General features: G+C 49.0%; 15 protein-coding genes. 6 read left to right on the top strand and 9 right to left on the bottom strand.

Features of this window, described 5'->3' with window-relative positions; translation table 11 throughout:
- Window positions 1–182: 182 nt before the first annotated feature.
- Together ABD836_RS02165 and ABD836_RS02160 are read left to right on the top strand one after the other, a co-directional pair.
- Complete coding sequence (locus ABD836_RS02165) at window positions 183–2,660, top strand: glycoside hydrolase family 3 protein (protein ID WP_344932119.1); 2,478 nt, start codon at window positions 183–185, stop codon at window positions 2,658–2,660.
- Window positions 2,661–2,702: 42 nt separating this feature from the next.
- A complete protein-coding gene (locus tag ABD836_RS02160) occupies window positions 2,703–4,259 on the top strand; it encodes a sodium/sugar symporter (protein ID WP_344932118.1) in 1,557 nt (518 codons plus the stop codon).
- 341 nt (window positions 4,260–4,600) lie between these two features.
- Here ABD836_RS02160 and tadA read toward each other — a convergent pair whose 3' ends face one another.
- Window positions 4,601–5,089 (bottom strand): tRNA adenosine(34) deaminase TadA, encoded by a 489-nt coding sequence (tadA, locus tag ABD836_RS02155; RefSeq protein ID WP_344932117.1) that lies wholly within the window; start codon window positions 5,087–5,089, stop codon window positions 4,601–4,603.
- Window positions 5,090–5,322: 233 nt separating this feature from the next.
- On the opposite strand from tadA, the gene ABD836_RS02150 reads away from it, so the two are divergent.
- The gene (locus ABD836_RS02150; protein WP_344932116.1) at window positions 5,323–6,111 is read left to right on the top strand and encodes a VOC family protein; all 789 of its coding nucleotides are present in this window, start codon (window positions 5,323–5,325) and stop codon (window positions 6,109–6,111) included.
- A 64-nt stretch (window positions 6,112–6,175) separates the two neighbouring features.
- Here ABD836_RS02150 and ABD836_RS02145 read toward each other — a convergent pair whose 3' ends face one another.
- Complete coding sequence (locus ABD836_RS02145) at window positions 6,176–6,439, bottom strand: hypothetical protein (RefSeq protein WP_344932115.1); 264 nt, start codon at window positions 6,437–6,439, stop codon at window positions 6,176–6,178.
- 161 nt (window positions 6,440–6,600) lie between these two features.
- Here ABD836_RS02145 and ABD836_RS02140 point away from each other — a divergent pair, with 161 nt between their 5' ends.
- Window positions 6,601–6,738, top strand: coding sequence for a hypothetical protein (locus ABD836_RS02140; protein ID WP_344932114.1), 138 nt, complete (start codon window positions 6,601–6,603; stop codon window positions 6,736–6,738).
- A gap of 50 nt (window positions 6,739–6,788) precedes the next feature.
- On the opposite strand, the gene ABD836_RS02135 is transcribed toward ABD836_RS02140, so the two are convergent.
- The 4 genes from ABD836_RS02135 to ABD836_RS02120 form a co-directional block, all read right to left on the bottom strand.
- Complete coding sequence (locus ABD836_RS02135) at window positions 6,789–7,340, bottom strand: cytochrome b/b6 domain-containing protein (RefSeq protein WP_344932113.1); 552 nt, start codon at window positions 7,338–7,340, stop codon at window positions 6,789–6,791.
- 146 nt (window positions 7,341–7,486) lie between these two features.
- Window positions 7,487–7,729: a thioredoxin family protein gene (locus tag ABD836_RS02130; RefSeq protein WP_344932111.1), complete on the bottom strand. Its 243-nt coding sequence runs from the start codon at window positions 7,727–7,729 to the stop codon at window positions 7,487–7,489.
- Between the two features lie 9 nt (window positions 7,730–7,738).
- Window positions 7,739–8,722, bottom strand: coding sequence for a permease (locus ABD836_RS02125; RefSeq protein WP_344932110.1), 984 nt, complete (start codon window positions 8,720–8,722; stop codon window positions 7,739–7,741).
- A 43-nt stretch (window positions 8,723–8,765) separates the two neighbouring features.
- Window positions 8,766–8,996, bottom strand: a complete 231-nt coding sequence (locus ABD836_RS02120) for a hypothetical protein (protein ID WP_344932109.1) — start codon at window positions 8,994–8,996, stop codon at window positions 8,766–8,768.
- A gap of 977 nt (window positions 8,997–9,973) precedes the next feature.
- Here ABD836_RS02120 and ABD836_RS02115 point away from each other — a divergent pair.
- Complete coding sequence (locus tag ABD836_RS02115; protein ID WP_344932108.1) at window positions 9,974–13,228, top strand: mechanosensitive ion channel domain-containing protein; 3,255 nt, start codon at window positions 9,974–9,976, stop codon at window positions 13,226–13,228.
- A gap of 60 nt (window positions 13,229–13,288) precedes the next feature.
- Here ABD836_RS02115 and ABD836_RS02110 read toward each other — a convergent pair whose 3' ends face one another.
- The 3 genes from ABD836_RS02110 to guaB form a co-directional block, all read right to left on the bottom strand.
- Window positions 13,289–13,474 carry a hypothetical protein gene (locus ABD836_RS02110; RefSeq protein ID WP_344932107.1) on the bottom strand — a complete coding sequence of 62 codons (186 nt, stop codon included), beginning with the start codon at window positions 13,472–13,474 and terminating at the stop codon, window positions 13,289–13,291.
- 145 nt (window positions 13,475–13,619) lie between these two features.
- Complete coding sequence (gene guaA, locus ABD836_RS02105; protein WP_344932105.1) at window positions 13,620–15,242, bottom strand: glutamine-hydrolyzing GMP synthase; 1,623 nt, start codon at window positions 15,240–15,242, stop codon at window positions 13,620–13,622.
- Window positions 15,243–15,308: 66 nt separating this feature from the next.
- Window positions 15,309–16,775 (bottom strand): IMP dehydrogenase, encoded by a 1,467-nt coding sequence (gene guaB / locus ABD836_RS02100; protein ID WP_344932104.1) that lies wholly within the window; start codon window positions 16,773–16,775, stop codon window positions 15,309–15,311.
- Between the two features lie 110 nt (window positions 16,776–16,885).
- Here guaB and xseA point away from each other — a divergent pair, with 110 nt between their 5' ends.
- Entirely contained in the window at window positions 16,886–18,238 is a 1,353-nt protein-coding gene (gene xseA / locus ABD836_RS02095) for an exodeoxyribonuclease VII large subunit (RefSeq protein ID WP_344932103.1), read from the top strand.
- Window positions 18,239–18,246 lie beyond the last annotated feature (8 nt).

Below are 18,246 nucleotides of genomic sequence, written 5' to 3'. Positions count from 1 at the left end.
TGCAACATTATAATTATAAGCCTAAATATGCCGTTAAGACCTATTCATCGCACCTTAACCCCGCCTCATCGCATTAGAGTTCAATATATACGATATTTTTTCTAAGGTGCCCCACAAGTGGACACCCATCTAGGGTGGTGACTGTAAAAAGACAATAATCGAAAAGAGGCTTAGCGTCATAGATGAAAAACATGAAAGCAATTGTTCGCCTAGGGACTTTAACAGCTGTTGCCATAGCAATCGCTGGCTGTATGAGCGATAAAACACTGCCGAAAGACACTGCCAACAGTATGGCTCTCACTCAAGAAAATAGAATCAACGCGATCTTGGCAAACATGACGCTCGAGCAAAAAATTGGGCAGATGATCCAAGGCGAAATTAAGCATGTTTCCCCCGAAGACGTCCGCCAATACGGACTAGGCAGCATTCTCAATGGCGGCGGCTCCTTCCCATTCAATAACAAGCATGCATCGCCAGCGCAATGGCTTGAATTGGCCGATGCCTATTTTGAGGCATCTATCGACCAGTCTGGCGGCAACGCTGGAATCCCTATCAGCTGGGGCACTGACGCTGTTCACGGTCACAACAACGTTGTAGGCGCCACCCTATTCCCACACAACATTGGTTTAGGCGCGGCTAATAATCCGGCCCTAGTAGGTGCCATTGGAAAAGCGACTGCTGTAGAAGTAGCGGCAACAGGTATCGACTGGATATTTGCGCCAACGGTTGCCGTTGTAAAAGATGATCGCTGGGGCCGAACCTACGAAGGTTACAGTGACCAAGCAGAACTCGTAGCGAGCTATGCCGGCGAGATTGTCCATGGCATTCAAGACCAAGGCATTGTGGCAACAGCTAAACATTTTATTGGGGACGGCGGCACCCTTCGCGGCGTGGATCAAGGTGACACTCGCCTCACTTTAGACGCCCTCTTAGAACAGCACGGCCGAGGCTACCAGACGGCCATCGACGCTGGTGTGATGACCGTAATGGCCTCGTTCAATAGCTGGAACGGCGACAAAATCCATGGTAACAAAACCCTACTAACGGATGTACTGAAAAACCAATTAGGATTCGACGGTTTTGTGGTTAGCGACTGGAATGGCATAGGCCAAGTGCCCGGCTGTACAAATGATAGTTGCCCCCAGGCAATTAACGCCGGCATTGATATGGTAATGGTTCCAGACGACTGGCGCGCCCTGCATAACAATATGGTACGCGAAGTAGAAACTGGCCTGATTCCAATCGCACGTATTGATGACGCGGTACGTCGTATCCTGCGCGTGAAGCTCCGTAGCGGACTACTAGACGCGGTTAAACCCTCATTACGCGTCGCGAATTCATCCGCATTGATCGCCTCCGAAGCCCACCGGCTACTTGCTCGACAGGCAGTACGCCAATCCCTAGTTCTACTGAAAAATAATTCAGGGCTTTTACCGCTTCACCCACATCAACAAGTGCTTGTTGCCGGTAGTGGTGCAAACGACATTGGTCAACAAAACGGCGGCTGGACCATTACATGGCAGGGTACCGGGAATAGCAACGATGACTTCCCCCAAGGCACCTCAATTTTCCAAGGTATTAGCGACGTTGTTGTTGAGGCCGGCGGTAAAGCGATCCTCAGCGAGTCAGGTCAATTTCAAAACAAGCCAGATGTTGCGGTGGTTGTCTTTGGCGAGAAGCCCTACGCTGAAGGGCTAGGTGACGTACCTTCGTTAGCTTGGCAGCAGGGGCACAAGACCGACCTAAAATTACTGCAAAGCTTACAGCAGGCTAAAATTCCAGTAGTCGCGGTACTGTTAACGGGCCGGCCGATGTGGGTTAATGCCGAGTTAAATGCCTCAGATGCATTTGTGGTCGCATGGCTACCTGGCAGCGAAGGCGCAGGCGTTGCCGATGTTTTGTTTAGCGACTCAGATGGCAAAGCCCGCTACGATTTCCGCGGTAGATTAAGCTTTGATTGGCCGGCCATTGACCTAAATACCGACAATCATGATGCCCCTATAAACCAGCAGCTATTCCCACTTGGCTACGGCCTTGACTACAGTAGTAAGCACCAACTCGCGAACAATTTAAATGAAACCCCTGTTGGCAAAGTAGAAAACGTAGACAAGGTGGTGTTCCATCGAAGCTCTAAGGCACCTTGGGGAATGCTGATTGCCGACGCGCAAAACCCGCCGCAAATGGTCGAAGCCGGCCGCGCAGAATTGGCCTCAGGTAAGCTATCGGTGATCGCGGTAGATTTCAAAGTGCAGGAAGACGCGCGCCAACTTACATGGAAAAGCCAAATAGGGAGTTTCAACAAGGTCTTTTGGCAATCAGATTCACCGGTCGATTTTACAGAGCTTCGCGACATGGATGGCGCCCTCTCACTCAAAATGCGAGTTGACGAGGCTGCAACCAGCAAGGTTATTCTGCAAATGGACTGCGGCCTGCCCTGCACTGCCGCCATTGACATTACATCGATCGTAAACAGTTTTTCAATTGGTGAGTGGGTACAGATAGCCGTGCCAATGGCCTGCTTAGAATCTGCCGGCGCCGCACTAAGTAAAATTGATAGCCCCCTTGTTCTTTCCGCAGACGGTCACTTCAAAATGACGTTGAGCGAAGCCGCCGTTATAACCAATGTACCAGCTGAAGCATTATTGATTTGCCCATCCTAAGTCGCACGATCAACTGCTAATTTTTCTAATAAGAGGTTATTTATGCTAGCTACTTTGGATTTAAGTATTGTCTTTATATACGGAGTTTCACTGCTTGCACTAGCGCAGTGGGTATCAAGAGAAAAAGTCGGTCACGAAAAAAATGCCAACGACTATTTTCTCGCCAGCAAATCACTACCCTGGTGGGCAATTGGCACCTCTTTGGTTGCCGCCAACATCTCGGCTGAACAAATTATAGGTATGTCTGGTTCAGGATACGCAATTGGCTTGGCCATTGCGTCATATGAATGGATGGGCGCCATCACCTTGATCCTAGTGGGTAAGTATTTATTACCAGTATTTCTTAAGGTCGGTATTTATACTATGCCGCAATTTTTGGAGCATCGATTCGATCACCGCGTTCGCATGGTAATGGCGCTATTTTGGCTAGGTGTATATGTGTTTGTAAATCTAACATCCATACTCTGGTTAGGTGCACTCGCGATCAACACTATTACGGGTCTCGATTTATTCTATGGGCTGACATTTCTAGGCCTCTTCGCCCTCGCCTACTCTTTATATGGCGGCCTTAAAGCAGTAGCACTTACCGACATTATACAAGTTGTACTATTGATGTTAGGTGGCGTGCTCATCGCGTGGATTTTGCTACAACAAGTAAGTGACGGCCAGGGAGTACTTGCCGGATTCATTACACTAATGGAGCAGGCGCCCGAAAAATTCGACATGATTCTAAGCAGAGATAGCCCTCATTACGCGAGCCTTCCAGGGATATCAGTGTTGATTGGCGGAATGTGGATCATGAACTTATCCTATTGGGGCTTTAACCAATATATTATCCAACGAGCGCTCGCCGCTAAAAGCGTAGACGAGGCCCAAAAAGGTATCGCCTTAGCTGCCTTTCTCAAACTTTTAATGCCGATCATAGTAGTGCTGCCCGGCATTGCTATGTTTGTCCTTAATTCGGAGCTAACTTCACCAGATCAAGCCTACCCACACGCCATGATGCTGCTACCTACCGGTATCAAAGGATTGGTTTTCGCTGCACTTCTGGCTGCTATTGTGTCCTCACTTGCATCGATGACCAACAGCATTTCAACTATTTTCACGATGGATGTCTACCGCCACCTAATACCCAACGCCAGAGAAGAAAAATCTGTCCTAGTCGGCCGTTTAGCATCGATCTCCGCCATGTTAATAGCCATCGTAATTGCGCGCCCGCTGCTAGGGAATTTTGACCAAGCATTTCAGTACATTCAAGAATTCACTGGCTTTTTCACACCAGGCATTGTGGTCATTTTTCTCCTCGGGATATTTTATTCACGCACCACTGCGGAGGCAGCACTGGCCGCAGGCGTGGGCTCAGCCGTCTTATCACTCGCGTTTAAGCTTGCGCTTCCGGACCTCCCATTTATCGATCGAGTTGGTTTGGTATTTTTGCTCTGCACAGTACTGGCATTGATTATTTCTCACCTGTGGCCACGACATCAGGATAAAGTAATTGACCTAGCGGGTATCAGCACCGAAACCACTTCTAGCTTTAATCTCTCGGCCTTATTAATAATATTAATACTGGCGGGATTATATGTAACATGGTGGTAGGCCTTTTTAGCTAGATCATTTCGTCATATCATGGCCAACTGGCTAAATAATTGGCCTAAATACATGGCAGCGGCTTCGATAAAGCCGCTGCCATCACCAGAAAACCTCAACGTTGTACTAACTGAGGAGCGACGAAAAACTGAATACGCTCCGCGCAATGTTCGACTCCGCTCACGCTACCTACAAGGCCACCAGCTTTATCATTCGCATCACCAAGGCCGAAAAACTCATTGCGTCGTAAATCTAGTCCTCACCCCCGCAAAACGCGGTATCCCACATACTGCATGAAAGAATCAAACCGTTGTGGCCTAGCCGGAGCAAACTAAGCCACCATATAGAAGCTAAACAGTCGGCTTCTTCAAAGCCCGCTTTTCTTCACGGCGGCGCGTAAAAAATGCCTGCAATACAGCCGTGGCCTCCCCAGCCAGCACACCGCCAAGCCATTCCACGCGATGATTCATCTGTGGCTGATCGAACAGCTGCAAATGACTACACACTGCCCCCGCTTTTGGTTCGGCCGCGCCATATACAAGCCGTTGAATACGGCTGTGAATAATCGCGCCAGCGCACATCGCACAGGGCTCAACCGTCACGTAGAGGGTCGTGTCCGGCAGGCGATAATTTTTTAACCTTTGCGCTGCACTGCGCAACGCAACAATCTCCGCGTGAGCTGTTGGGTCTGCGCTGCTGATTGGCTGATTAAATGCCTCGGCAATAAGCTCATTATCTTTAACGATAATCGCGCCAACTGGCACCTCGTTCGCCAAATCAGCCTGCTGCGCCAATCCCAAAGCATGGTGCATCCAATACTCGTCGGAAAATTCAGACATGCATACTACGCCACTGAAAAACCTCGCGCTTACTGCCCAGCATTCTTCGCCTCCACGGGTTTCACCCCAAATTATATGCATTCGCTATTTTAGCCTATAAATGACAGTACCACTGTTAGCCGAGAACATACTAAAAACTGTAAAAATTCTGTGCTAATGTCGATTTAGCCCTCGGCCCTCGCGTCGGCGACGAGTAGCATTAAGCAATGGACTAAATTATAAGGAGAATAAGCATGGCCAACAAACACGGCGATTTCATCTGGTACGAGCTGCTAACAGACAATACTGATCTCGCGCAATTATTCTACGGAAATGTACTCGACTGGGAATTCAACGATAGCGGCCAAGCCGAGATGGATTATACGATTATCACCGCCAAAGCCAGCGCCGACATTGGTGGCATGCTACAGATTACGCCAGAGATGAAAGCAGGCGGCGCACAACCAATATGGCTAGGCTATCTCGCCGCAGACGACGTTGACGCCTGTATTGAGCGGATCATCACCGCCGGCGGCACAGAGATAATGCCGGCAACTGACATTCCTGATGTTGGCCGTATCGCGATGGTAAGCGACCCCCAGGGCGCGCTGTTTTATATTATGCGGGGGCTTAGCGACGAAGCCAGTCTTGCCTTTGCCGCTGACTACCCTAGGGACGGACACTGCGCGTGGAACGAGTTAATGAGCAGCAACCCCGCTGGGGCGCGCTCATTCTATGGCAAGGAATTTGGCTGGATTAAAGACGGCGAAATGGATATGGGGCCAATGGGTACGTACGAGTTTTTACGTCACGATTACATGATCGGCGCAATAATGCCAAGTCCAGACGCTATGCCACGACCAATGTGGAATTACTATTTCAGAGTTGCAGACATTGATATCGCGGTCGAAAAAGTAAAGGCTGGCGGCGGAACGATATTAACTGGCCCAGACCCAATTCCAGGCAACGAATACACCATTCAAGGACTCGACCCACAGGGCGCGGTATTTTCACTCGTAGGTCAACGGAAAGCCGGAGCATAAGTCAGTAACTTGTTGACGAAACTAGACGGCCTCAAATCACCGTCGTCGCCTTCTTAGACTTACCTTACAAAGCGCGCTTAACCTTACGATAGCCTTCTTTAATCTCCTCGCCTAAAAGGGATATTGCGGCGTGCACGCTCTCGACAGCCGGTTCCACTTCTTTATTGAGGCGCTTGGTTTTATCCACGAGCTGGCCCCACTTTTGTTCTAGTTCCTGCCACTCGTCACGCACTTCCATATTAGCCAAATGAATTTTCACGTTAATATCATCACGCTGCTCGCGCAATTTTTCGATCATATCGTTAACATTTTGCTTAGTACTCATCATCCATTCTCCATACGGCAAGGCTGCGAAAATGCGCTAAGTCGATATTATCGATCCTAGATAAAAGTGAATTGATTCAAATCAAGTAAACACTAACAACAGAGGCATTTCAAAACAAAATCATCCGCATAGCAAATTCCTGCAACTCGCCACAGAAAACCGCCATGCAACGAACCAACAAAAATATCGACGAATTACTGATCGAGCTGGAGCGAAATTATCACCGACTAAGGCAAGCCGGAATTGATGCAGAAATGTTCGATATTATTGCGGAGAGAAATAATTTACGGAGCTTTAATTAAACTCAGAAATATTTTTTGAAAACCTTTCAATACAGCTGAATGCCTGACTTTTATCGCATAAACATTTTTTTCCAAATTGGGTTACCGCTAAGCGTATGGAGCACCACCGCGCCTACATGCAAAACCAAATAAATTGGTATTAATGACTCACCCAGTTCGTGAGCCTCTTCAACAAATTCAAAGACATTGCTCTCCTCTTCGCTCGCTAACAGAATAATACCTGTTCCCGTAATGCCCATCCACGTGAATATGATTAGGCCAAATGTTTGGGTAATACCGGCCAAGCCTTGATGCGGATCACGTTCAGGCAGACCTAGCTTCGCAACGGTTTTAATATCCTCCAAGGCAAATCGCCACTGTTGCCGCGAAAATGGCGACCGCCCCCAGAAAGAAAGTGATTGACTCCCGCTCAGCCCTACAGCGATGCGAACCAGCATAAAAGCGGCCAATGAAAGTCCTAAGTAGGTATGCATTAGATAGCCTAGCGACGTTCCGTCTCCGTCCGCCCAGTCGCCGGTTAGATACGCTGTGATACCGAATACCGCAATCCCCAAGTGAATGACTTTTGCGTACGTTGGGTAAGAGTGCGCATGCTCAACCATGATTAATTCCAAGTAGCCAAGAGGTCTAGGTCTATTCTTGCTGACGCGACGCTCGTCGCGTGACATGAATTTCGCACGCGTTCGCTGCTAAATTCAGCCTTGACCATAACGCTAATCACCGCGCCAGGAATTGATTTCGATCATGATCAACCCACGGCACTCAACCAACTCTCTATTTTTTCTCGGCTAGGAATCGACCCTGAGTGCACCAAGACATTATCAATAACCACCGCCGGCGTACTCATTACACCGTAACTCATCATCACTTCTGGACTGGTTTCTTTTTGCACGTCGACGGAAACTCCGCAGCCTTTAGCAACCACATCAATAAACTCGGCGGTCTTTATACATTTAGCGCAACCACTACCTAAAACTTTAATTTCTTTCATACACGTCTCCTAGCTAACATTAATTGCATTTAAAACCCATCCCATTACGGTAAACGACACAAGTAGCAGCGTGAAAATAGTCGCGAGTAAGCGCCAGGTCATCACTTGTTTTAGCAGTATAAACTCAGGAAAGCTGGCGGCGACGGTACTCATACAAAAAGCCAATGTGGTCCCTATCGGCAGACCTTTGCCGATCAAACTTTCCATGACAGGGATAACACCTGTCGCGTTTGAATAGAGCGGAATACCTAGCACAACTGCCAGTGGCACCGACCACCACTGACCGTCGCCAAGATTATTTTCTATCCAAGAAACCGGCACAAAACCATGTAAAGCGGCACCTAGACCAACACCAATAAAGACCCACTTCCAAACGCGGCCGAAAATTTCCCCTAACTCTTGCCTGGCAAATTCATGTCGTTCGTTAAACGACATCCTGACTTTAATCGTTTCGCTACCGGCGACCGAACTTGCCGCCTCATAAGCCTTGCGTGCAAAGGGCTGCAACAGCTTTTCGGCGTGGATAAGATCCAGAAAAATTCCGCCTGCAACACCAATCGTCACACCAACTAAGACATAAATAAAGGTTATCTCCCAACCCACTAGACTTAACAAAAGCAGTACTGCGACTTCGTTAATGAGCGGCGAGGTCAAGAGGAATGCCATCGTGATACCCACGGGAATTCCACCTGAGGTGAAGCCTAAAAAAATCGGAATACTTGAGCATGAACAAAACGGCGTGATGGCGCCAAAAATAGACCCCATAAAATAGCCGATAAATTTATTTTTGCCTGCAAGATAATCGCGAACCCTTTCAATATTGAGAGACGCGCGAAAAAGTGCGATAAAATAAATCATTACCAATAACAGGAAAAATATCTTGCTGGTATCTTCTATAAAAAATTGAACAGCATCGCCTAGTTTTGAATGCGGCGTCAGGCCGAAAAGCGTATAAGCAATAAAGTTAGCTAACTGTGTAAAGATCGCAAGCATCAGATGGTCTGCTCCGTTGATATAAAAACTTCAATGCTATGCGCTAGTTGATCGTCAACCAGAGGCACACTCTCGCGTTCAAGACCAGCCGCTGCGCGAACATCAACGCCATTAAGGCAAATCCTTGCTGCACTAATCTACCCGCTGCGTGACGTTGTTCAGTTTTGATGTGGTACACCGTTTCACCAAAGCGATAGACAATCGCGCAGTGATACCACTCCGCGGGCAAGCAGGGCTCGATAAACAGCCTGGCGACCTCGCGACTAAGTCCCATGAGCGACTCAACAATCAAGCGATACAGACGTCCTGCAGAACCGGTATACTAGGTTCAACCGCCGCCACACAGGCTTCGGCCCTATAAGTGGCAAGTGCATACGCGGTTAACGGCGAGCGCGCTTCAACCAGACATTTTCCATTGTCATCAAACGCACCAGCAACCAACCTACAGATTTAGAAGTGAAGCAACCGTAGGCCTATAAGACACAATCAACTTTCTAAGCGTATAGCAAGCCCAAAATCTACCCAGCACAAGTAGCCTAAACTCTACACCAATAAACTTCTTTCAAGATTGATGCAGATCAAGCGTCGCTTGCTATTACTCAACAGTGTTTAATTTCCGCTTCAAATATCAAATTCGCGTTAGCGATAACAACAGTGACGTCTTGTATATTCCGCGCCACTAACCACTTATCTATAAGTAATATCCGGCGAGGAACCGTATCTCGAATAGATGAATGCGATCTGTTCGGCAGCGTACAGGTCGGTGACATATGCCCTTATGTGATCAAGCACAAGACCACGGCCCACTTCGAACGCACAGCCTAAGATTAAGGCATTGAAAATTAACAATAAATCACCATACACAGGACGGGATCACGCTGGCGGACTATTTATACAGAGCGACTCACACCCACCGATCCTTTCCAATAGTATATTTGGTGCGGCGCCACACTTTATTTGTACGCGTCAGCGATATTTCTGGTAACGTCGGATCTTGCATTTTTGCAATCGCTCAACATAACGTCCCTTGCCAGGCTGGATGGCCATATCAACTCATAATGCCCGTTAAGCTAACGCAGCGTTTAGAACGCGCTCTGCACATCGAAAAGGCAACACATGTTCTGTGATCCACAAAATCATCTCATAACTACACACGCCTTCATCGTTTCAAGGAGGGCTCACGTGCTTACCTCAGCGCTAAATAGACTAAACACCTTAGCGTTCAACGAACATTACAAGTCTAGACAATCAATGCGTCAATCGGGCTGGCCTTTAAGCACGATACGCGCAATTTTCTTATTACTGAGTTTTACTGCAAGCCCAAGCTATGCTGCTCCCGCAATAAGCCAGCAAGCGGTCAATGACATCCAACTGCGGCTGAATACGGTGCAGTCCTCAGAAAAAATCAGTCCTGAACAGCGTGATTTTGTCGTGCAACTCTACCAGCAAGCCCTAGACAATTTTGCGCAAGCAACAGCAGATCGAAATCAAGCGAAGGGGTATATAGATCAGATAGCCAACACCGCATCTCGCCAGGCGGAGCTACAGCAAAAACTTAACCAAGGCTTCTCAGACGTCGATGTTAACGGCAAGCTTGGTCTTCTCGAAAAGCGTTTGCTCAATCAGCAGGCCACCTTGCTAGAACTGCACCGTGAAGAAACTGCTATAAACACTGGAATTCTAACTGCGCAACAAGACGTTTCCCCTTTGATTGAGGCAGCCTTACAGAAACAGTCGAATGCTGAAACGCAATTGGCAGAGAGTCCTGAAAGCCAAACGACAGACCTAGCCAAAGCACGCAGGGCGTTTAACGAGAGCGAAAGCGATGCCGCAGGCGCACGAGTTGAATTGCTACGCCAACGATTAATTTCAAGGGATTCAAGACTTGAAACTTTAGACCTTCAGCAGCGTTTGGTCGTACGAAAAATCAATATTGCCAATCAATCTACCGAAAAGCTACAGGAGGCAGTAAGCAGCGCCCGCCGCGATCAAGCGAATGCCATCGCCGAACAAGCCCAACAACGCCTTGATCAGTTGGACCATGCGGATGACGACATTAAAAAAATTGCCAAAGACAATGCTGAGCTCGCGAGCGATATCGCCAGTATCACCGCACGCACAGACCATTTACTTAGTAAACTAGCGGTACTACGAGATGAACGATCTTTTGTTGAGCGCTACTCCAACAGCATGGCACAGCAACTTGCCATTACAGGCGCCGATCGCCTATCGACCTTAGGTGTCGATCTACTCGAGCAGCGCCAACAGTTTTTTCAGCGCTCAGCGCTAACGCTTAATACAAAAGACCTAGACGAAGAGCTCGCTCGCGCCCAATTGACCAAGCTTCGACTAGAAGACCATCAGTATTTAATGACCAAGGCCGATATCACCGGCTTCGGATCACAGCGCGATAAGCTACGTGAAGAACAAGGCCAAATGCTTCAGAACGCCACTAAAATCTACCGACGGTACATTGAAACAATAATGACTACCCGAAGTGAAAACCTTGCTTTAAAAACAAAAACTGCGGAATACATGAAGCTACTGAATAGTAGACTTCTTTGGATTCCCAGTACAACGCCACTATGGACTCAGCTAAGACAAGCAATAGAACAAGACGCGCCTTGGTCAGAGCGTCTGCCAAAATGGCAAGCAAACACCTTATCGCAAAACCTACAGTGGCATAATAAGTGGCAGTTGATTTTACTCGCCATTCCGGGGCTAATACTTTTACTAAAGGCGCGTTTACTCAGGTTACTAAAAACTCTCGCCACTAACGTCGGCAAAGTAAACCGAGACCGATTTTCCGATACAGCGCTAGCACTATTAATCTCTTTACTACTGGCCTCGCCCGGCCCCTTATTACTTGCCTTTCTTGCCGCCTTAACATCTGACGGCGGCGCCTTTACAGAGCAGATCCACCAAGGGTTGAAGAATGCGACCGCCCTATGGCTTCTGCTAAATGTTTTTCGCGAAATATGCCGGCCAGACGGGGTTGCCGAATTCCACTTTAAATGGCGTCTCGACATCATTAATGTCACCAGAAAAAATCTACGCTGGCTCACCTTAACACTGGTTTTTGTATCACTTTTCATACCCATTGCAGACCACAGTGCAGGCGGCAATACCATTATTAGCCGTCTACTGTTCAGCGTATCGTCACTAGCACTTGCCTACGTGACACACCGAGTATTATGGCAACTCTTTCTACTGAGAAATCACGTCTCTAGCCGTCAAATAAGTTTTAAATATATTGTTCACGCATTCGCGGTTTGCATACCCTTGATACTGCTCGGACTGTCGTGGTACGGCTATCATTTCTCAGCACTCATGATACAAAACAAGCTCTTTATAACTGCATGCTTAATGGCAGTACTGTTTATACTTTACTCTCTAACCTTACGCATATTCTCGGTAGTTGAACGGCGTATGACACTTGAGCGACTGCGCGTACGGCGCAAAGCCGAGCAAGCACAAAACGCGAATCGCCAAGCGGCTGATACGGCGGGTGAAGGGATGCCGGAGTCCATAGACGCCACCGAATATGATATGGACACGATTACCCAGCAAACCAGAGGGTTTTTAGGTTTATTAACGGGCGTTGCGACAATTGTTTTGGTCTGGGGGCTATGGGCAGAAATACTACCGGCGCTGAGCATACTAAATACTTTCGAACTTTGGCATGTAACAGGCGACAACCCCGCGATGGGTAACAAGGCGATCACCCTTGCCGACGGTATAATAGCCATCATCATGATGACACTAACCTACTTGGGCGCGCGCAATTTACCCGGTATTTTAGAAATTTCGATCCTACGTAAACTGCGCCTCGAAGCCGGCAGTAGCTATGCCATCACCACGGTGGTGAAATATATTATCGTGATGGTCGGCATTATCGTTTCGCTGAATATAATCGGCGCTCAATGGTCAAAACTACAGTGGCTCGTCGCCGCGCTAGGTGTCGGCCTTGGTTTCGGATTGCAGGAAATTGTGGCGAACTTTGTTTCCGGCTTACTCATCTTATTCGAGCGTCCCATTCGCGTCGGCGATACCGTCACTGTAGGCGATCACACAGGCACGGTTACCCGCATTCGCATACGTGCAACAACGCTCACTGACTGGGATCGTAAAGAACAGATAATTCCCAATAAAACCTTTATTACCCAGCAGCTCACCAACTGGACATTAAGCGACTCTATTACCCGGCAAATTATAAAAGTTGGTGTTGCATACGGCTCTGATGTGATTGCCGTGCATAAATTGCTCTCTAAAGTGATTGAAGACAACCGTCGAATTACCAAAGACCCGCCGCCATCGGTCTTTTTTGTCGGCTTTGGCGACAGCAGTCTCAACTTCGAACTCCGCGTGTTTGTGCCCAGCATGCTGGATATCATGCCCGTAATTCACGAGATTCACGTCGAAATAGAAGCAACGCTGAGAAAATACGAAATAGAAATTCCGTTTCCACAACGGGATATATGGGTTCGCTCTAAGGAAGAAAAATAGACAATACGATGGCAGCGGTCAAGGACGGCTACCCGATTTCCTGCTAGAGAAAAGCAGCGATCAAACGGAGTTTAGGTACTTCTGGTAATCTCGAACCCCAAAGTAGCGAATCGATTTTTTCTGTTTGATCTTTTTGGCGATCAACACCTCACCGCAATAGATTTTTACAACCTGCTTATCGGAATTCGTATCCACATCATAAGAATGCGCATCATTCTTCTGCAGGTTTTCGAACTCGGTTTTCATGATTAATATCAAGTTGCTGTCCTATACAAAATTGGCCGCAAAATAACAAATCATGAACTTCAGTTATACCGGCCTCAAGCCGGCACCCAGAAACTGCAATACTGGATTCTGAATCAAATACAGAACAACCTTAGTTCAAACCAGCTTACTCCCACTCAATGGTGGCTGGCGGCTTGCTGCTTACGTCGTAGGCTACCCGTGAAACCTGCTTTATCTCATTGATAATGCGGTTAGATACGGTTTCTAGCAGTTCGTAAGGCAGGTGCGCCCAGCGCGCGGTCATGAAGTCGATAGTCTCTACGGCACGCAGTGCAATCACGTATTCATAGCGACGCGCATCCCCTACGACACCGACCGATTTCACGGGCAGGAACACGGCAAAGGCTTGGCTGGTTTTGTGGTACCAGTCGGCGCGATGCAGTTCTTCTAAAAATATGGCGTCAGCTTCGCGAAGAATATCGGCGTAATCTTTTTTCACTTCACCCAAAATCCGCACACCCAAACCTGGGCCAGGGAAAGGATGGCGATAGACCATGTCGTAAGGTAGGCCTAGCTCTAAACCGATGCGGCGCACTTCGTCTTTAAAGAGTTCACGCAGTGGTTCAACCAAGTCCATGGCCATATCGTCTGGCAGGCCGCCGACATTGTGGTGCGATTTTATGACGTGGGCTTTACCTGTTTTAGAGGCCGCAGATTCAATCACGTCGGGATAAATTGTGCCCTGCGCAAGGAAATTTACGTCTTTTAGTTTGGTGGCTTCTTGATCGAAGATTTCGATAAAGGTATTGCCAATAGATTTGCGTTTTTTCTCGGGGTCGGCTTCGCCGGCCAGCTTGCTTAGAAACGCTTCTTCGGCATCGACGCGAATCACTTTCACGCCCATGTTTTTGGCGAACATTTCCATCACCTGATCGCCTTCGTTTTTACGAAGCAGGCCATTATCAACAAAAACACAGGTAAGCTGAGTGCCAATGGCCTTGTGTAGCAAGGCCGCCACTACCGAGCTATCTACGCCGCCGGAAAGACCTAGCAATACTTTTTGATCGCCGACTTGGGCGCGCACTTTAGCAATCGCATCTTCAACAATATTGGCCGGTGTCCACAGTGCTTCGCAGCCACATAGTTTCAGTACAAAATGTTCGAATATGCGCTGACCTTGTAGCGTGTGAGTCACTTCTGGGTGGAACTGCACACCATAAAATTTCTTGGCTTCACACTGCATCGCCGCAATTGGGCACGATGGCGTGGAGGCCAAAACTTCAAAGCCTTCAGGCAAACGAATAACTTTGTCGCCGTGGCTCATCCACACATCAAGTAACGCCCTGCCGTCTTTACTGTCGATATGGTCAGCAATGTCTGCAGTTAGCGCGCCAGCGGTTTCCAGTTTGATTTGGGCATAGCCAAATTCATGAACTGGCGAGCCTTCTACCTTGCCGCCCATTTGCTCGGCCATGGTCTGCATGCCGTAGCAAATACCCAACACCGGTACACCGAGATTAAACACCAGCTGTGGCGCCCGTGGCGAGTCTGCCTCTGTTACCGACTCCGGACCACCCGCCAAGATAAAGCCTGAGGGTTTGAATTCCTTAATATCGTCATCGCTGATATCGAAGGCGCGAATCTCGCAGTACACGCCAATTTCACGAATACGCCGCGCAATCAGCTGGGTGTACTGAGAGCCAAAATCTAGAATCAAAATACGGTGGGCGTGGATATCTGGGATTGACACGGCAATTCTCTCAACAAGGTTCACGGTAAATGTGAACATAAATAAAACAGCAAACCCGCTGCGGTAGCGGGTTTGTTAATTCAAAAAAATAACGGCCACTGCCCCCTAGGTAGGGTAATTAGGCGCTTCTTTGGTGATGCTCACGTCGTGCACATGGCTTTCGTTCATACCCGCCGAGGTCACCCGCACAAACTCTGGGTTGTTACGCATGGCTTCAATGTCGAGGCTACCGGTATAACCCATTGCTGAGCGCAAGCCGCCCATTAGCTGGTGAACAATCGCAGCCAGCGGGCCTTTGTAGGCAACGCGGCCTTCAATGCCTTCGGGTACTAATTTCTCCGCGCCGTCGTCGGCACTTTGGAAATAGCGATCGCTCGAACCCTGTGTTTTGGTCATTGCGCCGAGTGAGCCCATGCCACGGTAGGACTTGTAGGTACGGCCCTGGAATAGTTCAACCTCGCCCGGCGCCTCTTCGGTACCCGCGAACATTGAACCCATCATGATGCAGTTTGCACCAGCAACCACAGCCTTAGACAAATCACCCGAGAAGCGAATGCCGCCGTCAGCAATGAGAGGTACACCTGTGCCTTTGAGGGCTTCGGCGACATTAGCAATGGCGCTAATTTGCGGAACACCAACACCTGTCACAATACGAGTAGTACAAATAGAACCCGGACCAATACCAACTTTTACCGCATCGGCGCCGGCTTCGAGCAAGGCCAAAGCCGCTGCGCCGGTGGCAATATTGCCACCGATCACGTCAACCTGTGGGTATTTTTCTTTAATCCAACGCACGCGGTTCAATACATTCAAGGAATGACCGTGAGCAGTATCCACCACCAATACGTCGACACCAGCGGCAACCAGCGCTGCTACACGATCATCGGTGTCGGCGCTTGTACCTACAGATGCACCAACCCGCAACTGACCGGAGCTGTCTTTGCATGCGTGCGGATAAGTCTGGGCATTATTCATGTCTTTTACGGTAATCATGCCAGTCAATTTAAAGTCGTCATTGACCACCAAGACTTTTTCAATGCGGTGACGGTGTAACAGCTCTCGTGCCACTGCCATGTCAACGCCCTCTTTCACCGTGACCAATTTTTCTTTCGGGGTCATCATGCTGGCAACAGGAACGTTTAATTCTTCTTGAAAGCGCACGTCGCGGCTAGTGACAATACCAACCAGCTCGCCTTTATCCAGCACCGGAACACCGGAGATTTTGTGTCGACGACGTAGCTCAAACAATTCGCTAAGTGGCGCGCTGGCTTCAATGGTGATCGGGTCTTTAACAATGCCGCTTTCGTGCTTTTTAACCGCACGTACTTCTTGAGCTTGCTGGGCAATGGTCATGCTCTTGTGAATGATGCCGATACCACCTTCCTGAGCGAGGGCAATAGCCAGAGCGCTTTCAGTGACGGTATCCATTGCGGCGGACACAAGGGGAATATTCAGCGAAATATTACGAGTCAGCTGAGTTTTTAGGCTAACGTCTTTAGCGGTAACCTCGGAGTAACCTGGGAGCAGAAGTACGTCGTCAAATGTGAGTGCTTCTTGGGCAATACGTAGCATAAATAGATTCCAATGCCGGTGGCTAGAATCCTCGCAATTTTAAGCGATGGGCGACGCTTAGTAAACCGATTCTTGGCGAACAAACCCCTATATCTTGCTATAATATCGCGATGACTACACAAGAACCGCCACAATCCCTTACTGTCAGCCAATTAAACGGCTTGGCCAAACAATTACTCGAAGACTGCTTTGCTCAGGTCAATGTCACCGGCGAACTGTCGACCTTGTCCCGGCCGAGCTCCGGCCACTGGTATTTCACCCTTAAAGACGATCGCGCCCAAATCCGTTGCGCCTTTTTTAAGGGGAAAAATATGCGGGTCAATTTTAATCCTGAACCCGGTCAACAAGTGAGTGTGCGCGGCAAAGTGAGTCTCTATGAGGGCCGCGGCGACTACCAGCTGATTGTCGACAGCATGCAGCAAGCGGGCGCCGGCGCACTGGCTCTGGCTTTTGAGAAACTCAAACAAGAGCTGCTTGCCGCGGGCTGGTTTGACCCCGAACACAAAAAGGCCTTACCGAGTAACATTAAACACATTGCCGTAGTGACCTCCCCCACCGGCGCAGCGATTCACGATATTTTATCCGTGTTTAACCGCCGGTGGCCCGCCATGCGGATCAGCGTACTGCCGGTGTTAGTTCAGGGTAATAACGCTGCGGGCCAAATCGCCAACGCCATTGCCTGGGCAAACCATTGGGCGCGATCAAAGCAGCAGGACTTTGATGTTATTTTGGTTTCCCGCGGCGGTGGCTCGCTAGAAGACTTATGGCCATTTAACGAACAAATCGTTGCAGCGGCAATTCACGACTCTGAGCTACCGGTCATCAGCGCCGTGGGGCACGAGGTGGATTTCAGTATCAGTGACTTTGTTGCCGATATACGTGCGGCCACGCCGTCGGCAGCGGCAGAACTTCTCAGCCCAGACCAAGCGGAATTAATATCAAGGCTCCACCTTCTGAAAGGCCGCCTCGCCAAGGCCCAGCAATTGCGACTACGCCGTTGGCAGGAACAATTACTGTCTCTGACCCGTCGCGTTCGCGATCCCCGCAGCCAGTTACGCGAGCAAAGTCAGCGCCTAGATGATTTAGAGCTACGCCTGCACCGGCAGTGGCAACAGAGCCAACGCCGTCGCCAGCAGCGGCTAAACGCGGCCAATCAGCAGCTGGCTCTGCTCAACCCACAACGGCAGCTAAGCAATAAACAGCGGGATCTGAGCCAATTGCGCAAACGCATGCTCAACGCGATCAGACAAAACATGAAGCAGAGCAAGGCAGCGAGCCAAAGCCTTGAGCACCAACTACGCAACCTTGGTCCAGAACAAACGCTAAACCGAGGTTACGCCATTGTGCAAAATGTCGACGGGACCATTATTCGCGACACCAAGCAGCTCGATCCGGGGCAGTTACTACGCGCAAAATTCGGCCATGGCGAAGCCGAACTCCGCGTTGAACCGAAAAGCGGCTAGCCTATAAA

This window comes from Zhongshania borealis, from assembly GCF_039539625.1.
Taxonomy (GTDB): domain Bacteria; phylum Pseudomonadota; class Gammaproteobacteria; order Pseudomonadales; family Spongiibacteraceae; genus Spongiibacter; species Spongiibacter borealis.
This window is presented reverse-complemented; position numbering and strand designations above follow the sequence as displayed.

What these genes read in the sequence shown, in the direction of transcription:
- ABD836_RS02140 (WP_344932114.1), top strand. Translation starts at nt 6,601, where the DNA reads ATGCAACGAACCAACAAAAATATCGACGAATTACTGATCGAGCTGGAG.
- guaB (WP_344932104.1), bottom strand. Translation starts at nt 16,775, where the DNA reads ATGCTACGTATTGCCCAAGAAGCACTCACATTTGACGACGTACTTCTG.
- ABD836_RS02120 (WP_344932109.1), bottom strand. Translation starts at nt 8,996, where the DNA reads ATGGGACTTAGTCGCGAGGTCGCCAGGCTGTTTATCGAGCCCTGCTTG.
- ABD836_RS02115 (WP_344932108.1), top strand. Translation starts at nt 9,974, where the DNA reads ATGCGTCAATCGGGCTGGCCTTTAAGCACGATACGCGCAATTTTCTTA.
- ABD836_RS02160 (WP_344932118.1), top strand. Translation starts at nt 2,703, where the DNA reads ATGCTAGCTACTTTGGATTTAAGTATTGTCTTTATATACGGAGTTTCA.
- guaA (WP_344932105.1), bottom strand. Translation starts at nt 15,242, where the DNA reads ATGTTCACATTTACCGTGAACCTTGTTGAGAGAATTGCCGTGTCAATC.
- ABD836_RS02165 (WP_344932119.1), top strand. Translation starts at nt 183, where the DNA reads ATGAAAAACATGAAAGCAATTGTTCGCCTAGGGACTTTAACAGCTGTT.
- ABD836_RS02130 (WP_344932111.1), bottom strand. Translation starts at nt 7,729, where the DNA reads ATGAAAGAAATTAAAGTTTTAGGTAGTGGTTGCGCTAAATGTATAAAG.
- ABD836_RS02125 (WP_344932110.1), bottom strand. Translation starts at nt 8,722, where the DNA reads ATGCTTGCGATCTTTACACAGTTAGCTAACTTTATTGCTTATACGCTT.
- ABD836_RS02110 (WP_344932107.1), bottom strand. Translation starts at nt 13,474, where the DNA reads ATGAAAACCGAGTTCGAAAACCTGCAGAAGAATGATGCGCATTCTTAT.
- ABD836_RS02150 (WP_344932116.1), top strand. Translation starts at nt 5,323, where the DNA reads ATGGCCAACAAACACGGCGATTTCATCTGGTACGAGCTGCTAACAGAC.
- tadA (WP_344932117.1), bottom strand. Translation starts at nt 5,089, where the DNA reads ATGTCTGAATTTTCCGACGAGTATTGGATGCACCATGCTTTGGGATTG.
- ABD836_RS02135 (WP_344932113.1), bottom strand. Translation starts at nt 7,340, where the DNA reads ATGGTTGAGCATGCGCACTCTTACCCAACGTACGCAAAAGTCATTCAC.
- ABD836_RS02145 (WP_344932115.1), bottom strand. Translation starts at nt 6,439, where the DNA reads ATGATGAGTACTAAGCAAAATGTTAACGATATGATCGAAAAATTGCGC.
- xseA (WP_344932103.1), top strand. Translation starts at nt 16,886, where the DNA reads ATGACTACACAAGAACCGCCACAATCCCTTACTGTCAGCCAATTAAAC.